The sequence below is a fragment of the Collinsella sp. genome (assembly GCF_052346665.1).
Classification (GTDB): Bacteria; Actinomycetota; Coriobacteriia; order Coriobacteriales; family Coriobacteriaceae; genus Collinsella.
On record NZ_DAWDUX010000010.1, the window covers coordinates 37,628 to 41,999 of the forward strand.

The following is a 4,372-nucleotide window of genomic DNA, read 5'->3' on the forward strand; positions in this document are numbered from 1 at the left end:
TGTGCAGTCGCAGCAGGGTAAGGGCGTGCGCGTTATCCGCGACCCCACGCTCGACGTAAGCCGCGGCTACGACGGGCTTGAAACCTTCAACGAGATGGCAGCGCGCCTCAATTTCACGCCGACCACGCGATGCCTGGTACTTGAGGACCTCACGGCAGACGAAGACCTCGCCCGTCTGACGGGCTTTCCTGCAGGAAGCGAGCTCACGCACGTGCTGCGCGTCCGCATCGCCGACGGCAAGGCTCTCTCGACCGACGAAAGCTACTACCTCTCGTCGGTGGTTGAGGGGCTCACGCCCCCGATCGTAGAGGGCGGCATCTATCGTTTTTTAGAGGGGGAGCGCAGAATCAAAATCGCCACAAGCCGCCGCATCATCACCGTTGAAGGCGTAACCGAGCAGGACGAGCGCTGCATCGATCTTGATGGGTTCAACGCCGTCTCGGTTATGCGCAGCCACACATTTGACCTTGAGGGCATCATGGTCGAATACACCGAGACGCGTCAAAGGCCCGAGACTTTCTCCCAGTACTCCACCACCATTCGCACGCGATAAGCTGCCGCGTTGGCCCGTCGACCCGTCCGCGAGTCAACCGCACCCCTTCCCACGTGCAACGCCTCCGCATTCCCTACGGAAAACGGGGGCGAGCATGGCTGCAACCGTGGCCAAAGCCACGTGTCATTGCATGCGCTCAAGCACGGTAACCGTATAGTTGTTCCGCTCGTACGGACGATAGAACGTCCTTCCCTCAACCACCTCAAATGCACCGGTCGCCACGAGGTCATCTGCAAGCGACGTGACCTCGTATACGTCGTTTTCCTCCGCATTGTCTTCATCAAGCACCACAATAAATCGCCCGGAGGCACTCAGGACCTCCTCGACATGTGCCGCAAACGACATAACGGGCGCGTACACGCGGTACGCGCGGCCGATACCCGTATCGGGGGCAATGAACGTCTGCGGCACATCGTCGCACATCACCGCATACGTTCCTGCACACATAATATTACTTGAAATAACGGTGGGCTCACCATCGTTATCGTAGGTGTGCGCCACCGCCTCGAGATAGTCAATCGGCTCATTGTTGAGCTGGGAATACCCGGCGACCACAAAAACCGCCTGGCCATATAGCCCCACAGCGATGAGCGCCGCACAGCCGCAGGCGATTGCACGCACACCCAAAAGCTTTGCCGCAACGATAGAGATGGCCAGCAGCAAAGGCGGCAACGCAACGTAAAAGTAGCGAGCAACAGCTATAGGGGATGCCAGAAGCACCGAAGCAGCCAAGGCGAACGCCACCGTACCTGCATACACTGCAACGCCCCACCAAACGTCGACGGCCCAATCATCCGAGCGCTGCACGCGACAATGGGACCCGCGTGCCATCGGCCTCAATGAAATCATGCAAAACCTGATAAACAGAGAGGCAAGTAGAAGCAGAAGCGCAGCAGCAAGCGCAAGGAACACCAGCGCAACCATTTGGAACATGCCACCGCTCAGACCACGAGCCTCATCGAGCATCTGGGTCGAAACGAGCGGATATACCATCATTTGAGCAAGGCGGGCGGGCGTGAGCTTAATCCAATAAGACGTTGATACCACGGAGAGCTGGTCCAACAGTTTAAGTAACCACGGGGCGTACAAGGCAAGCTGGCATACGGTCGATACCACAAATGCGCCCATGTTGGATTGAGCATTTTCCGACTTTGCCGCAACGCCGCGCAGCAGATGAATCATGAGCAGCAAGTTAATAATGAATGCGGCAATGGCACCAAAAAAATGCAAATATGCCGAGGCGAGGCTCGCTAGGGCAAAAAGAACCCAAAGGCGCGTCGGGCGTCGGGCGCCTGCATCGGAAAGCTTTTTGATATGCAGCGCGCACAGGAAACACGCCCCGATCGAAAAAGCAGCCCAAGAATACATGCGAAGCTGCACGGACATTGACGAGGCGTGCGGCAACATAACGGACATCACGGCAAACAGCAGACCGGCAATATCGCCGTAATCCCGTCGAACGACCGTTGCGCCCAGCACGGCGAACAAGAACGTTGGAAGCAACGTGACCACGCGATAGACGATTAAATTCGTTCCAAAAATTACGTTCACCAGATGGAGCATCCAGTAGTACAGCACAGGGTGAACGTCCAAAGCACCAATGTCCCAAATCTCCGCAAACGAGTGGGTCGCCATAGCAACTGAGAAGCTCTCGTCAAACCACAATTCGTTAGTAAAGGCTCCCGTAAGCAGAAATGCGGCGCTCAATACAAGCAGTACAGGCCAAATGATGGAGGGGGGTGGAACAAGGCCGGGGCTCTTCGTGCGCACCATTTCGCATCCAATCGCTCGATAAACACCTCGAGCTATTGTATACCTGCGTACAGGATTGAACATGACGAGGGGCGCCCGATATGTGTCGACCATGCAAGACAATAGTGGCTGTTTTGTCTTTCATAGTCGCCACGCATGCATGGGCGGTAAAACGATCATGCACCATTGCGCCTTCGACACAGAAACCCGCGCGCGGTTCTTGACCTGCGGCAGCTCAGGGTCAAGCCAGTCGTCGCTCATGTAGACCGTCTTGCCGTCGAGCTCGCACTCGTACCAATCGGTGCCAAGAACCTTGCCGGTCACGTGGACCGCGATGCAAAAAAGGATCCGCCCTCAATGGACGGATCCTTTTTGACTAAACGCGACGCTTGCGAGCACGTGCGCCGGCTATTGTCGTTGCGACACCGACAGCCACGCCACCTGCAACCATCAGCGTCGAGGCATCGCCCGTTTGGGGCAGGCCTCCCTGGGGCTTCTGCTCGGGCTTTGGCGTGGGTTTGGGGTCGGTCGGTTTCTCGGACGGTTCGTCCGGCGTCGATGCCTTGGTCCACTTGGCACTCAGCACCAGATCGCCCTCAATCGGCCTGCTGGAATCGAACGCGGTGCCGTCCTCATAGAACCAGCCCTCAAAGACCCAACCCTCGCGAGTGAGCACGGGAAGTTCCTCGGAGAGCTCGCCATCCACCACGTCAATGGTCTTGTGAAGCTCACCATCAAGCATAAGCTTGATCGTGTAGACCGTCGGTTCGGGCTCGGGCTCCGGATCGGGATCCACCGGCGGCTCCTCGGAGCCATCACCAATGGCCACGATCGTAAAGGAGTGCGGGGCGAGCTCAAGCTCATGCGTGGCACCCGTTGCCTCCTCGGTGCGCTCCTCAATCGCCACGTTATCGGGATTGTCGAGGTCGTTCTCCTGGTAGAAGGTATCACCGGAAAGCGTCTTGATCTCGAGCGTCTTACCTGTGAGATCCAAGCCGTTCACGGCGAGCGTGACCTTCTGCGACAGCGTGGCATCGGCGCCGGCGGTCTCGACGTCATTCAGGCCCAGGTTGACGATGGCGATGTACACGGTGCCGTTCTCGTCGGTCGAGGCCATGACGGAATGCTGGGATACACCGTTGGAGAGCGTTCCTTCGTTCGAAAGCGACGTGCCCACCATCTTGGAGCCAAAGCTGCCATTCAGCATCTGGAAGATGTGCGCGCTCGGCGTGGAGAAGAACTTGAACTCGCCGGTTCCGTCCTTCTGGTTGTCCAGGTTGCCCTGGGCAACGGCCTGGATAACGGCTTGCTGGGTGGGGCCAAGCGAGTCGGCGCCGCTGGAATAGTAGTCCACCAGGCAGTGCTTTTGAATGTAGGGGCTCCCCTGCTCGGCATACTCCATGATGGCACGGGCGATGTAGAGTGCATGCGTCTGCGAACGGACCATGGTATTGGTCGAGCGGAAGATGCCGTACTCCGAAATGACCGGCACCTTGGTGTTGTCGCCCGTCACACGGCGCATGTAGTCGACATGCTTCTGCACGTTGTTGGCAACACCGTCACCCAAGCGCATGACGTCGAGGTACCACTGCGTCTTGTTCTCAACCGTGGGAGTGTTGTCGTTGTTTGCGGGATTTCCCACCTTGTTGGTGTAGGGATGCACGGCCATGCCGTCGTAGAGGGCGTCGGCGTTCTTCTCGTGCATCTTGTCGACGAAATTGTCGGCCTCCCACGAGGTGTAGATCTCGATCTCGTCCTGGGTTCCGGCATCTTTGTTGATCTGATCCATGGTGCTGCGCATGGCTTGGGAGATATCGATGAAGCCATCGCGGGCAACCTGATAGTCGACCTTGATCTGCTTGCCCTTCCCGGGAATCGCGCCATGCTCGCCATCGCCGAAGGTGAAGAAGCCGGTGGTCATGTCGAGCTGGTAAACCTTGTCGCCTGGCTTGGCGGACTTGATGTTGTCGACGGGGCTCCAAAGCTCATCGTCCACGTAAACCTTGACGGAGTCCTTCACGACCGCGTCACGAGCCTTGCCGCTCTCATCGGTGCGCGGGATAAGCG

3 protein-coding genes and 1 pseudogene are annotated in these 4,372 nt (G+C 58.0%); 1 reads left to right on the forward strand and 3 read right to left on the reverse strand.

From position 1 onward, the window contains the following. On the forward strand, nt 1–553 hold a 553-nt coding region (locus tag ACT8II_RS03020; protein WP_443812977.1), incomplete at its 5' end, for a GntR family transcriptional regulator. Between the two features lie 123 nt (nt 554–676). Here ACT8II_RS03020 and ACT8II_RS03025 read toward each other — a convergent pair. From ACT8II_RS03025 to ACT8II_RS03035, 3 genes and pseudogenes are all read right to left on the reverse strand, one after another. Further along, a complete protein-coding gene (locus ACT8II_RS03025; protein ID WP_443812978.1) occupies nt 677–2,326 on the reverse strand; it encodes a hypothetical protein in 1,650 nt (549 codons plus the stop codon). Nucleotides 2,327–2,446: 120 nt separating this feature from the next. Then, the gene (locus tag ACT8II_RS03030; protein WP_294122014.1) at nt 2,447–2,629 is read right to left on the reverse strand and encodes a hypothetical protein; all 183 of its coding nucleotides are present in this window, start codon (nt 2,627–2,629) and stop codon (nt 2,447–2,449) included. A 52-nt stretch (nt 2,630–2,681) separates the two neighbouring features. After that, nucleotides 2,682–4,372 (reverse strand): annotated as a pseudogene (locus tag ACT8II_RS03035) (LamG-like jellyroll fold domain-containing protein); the annotation flags it as partial.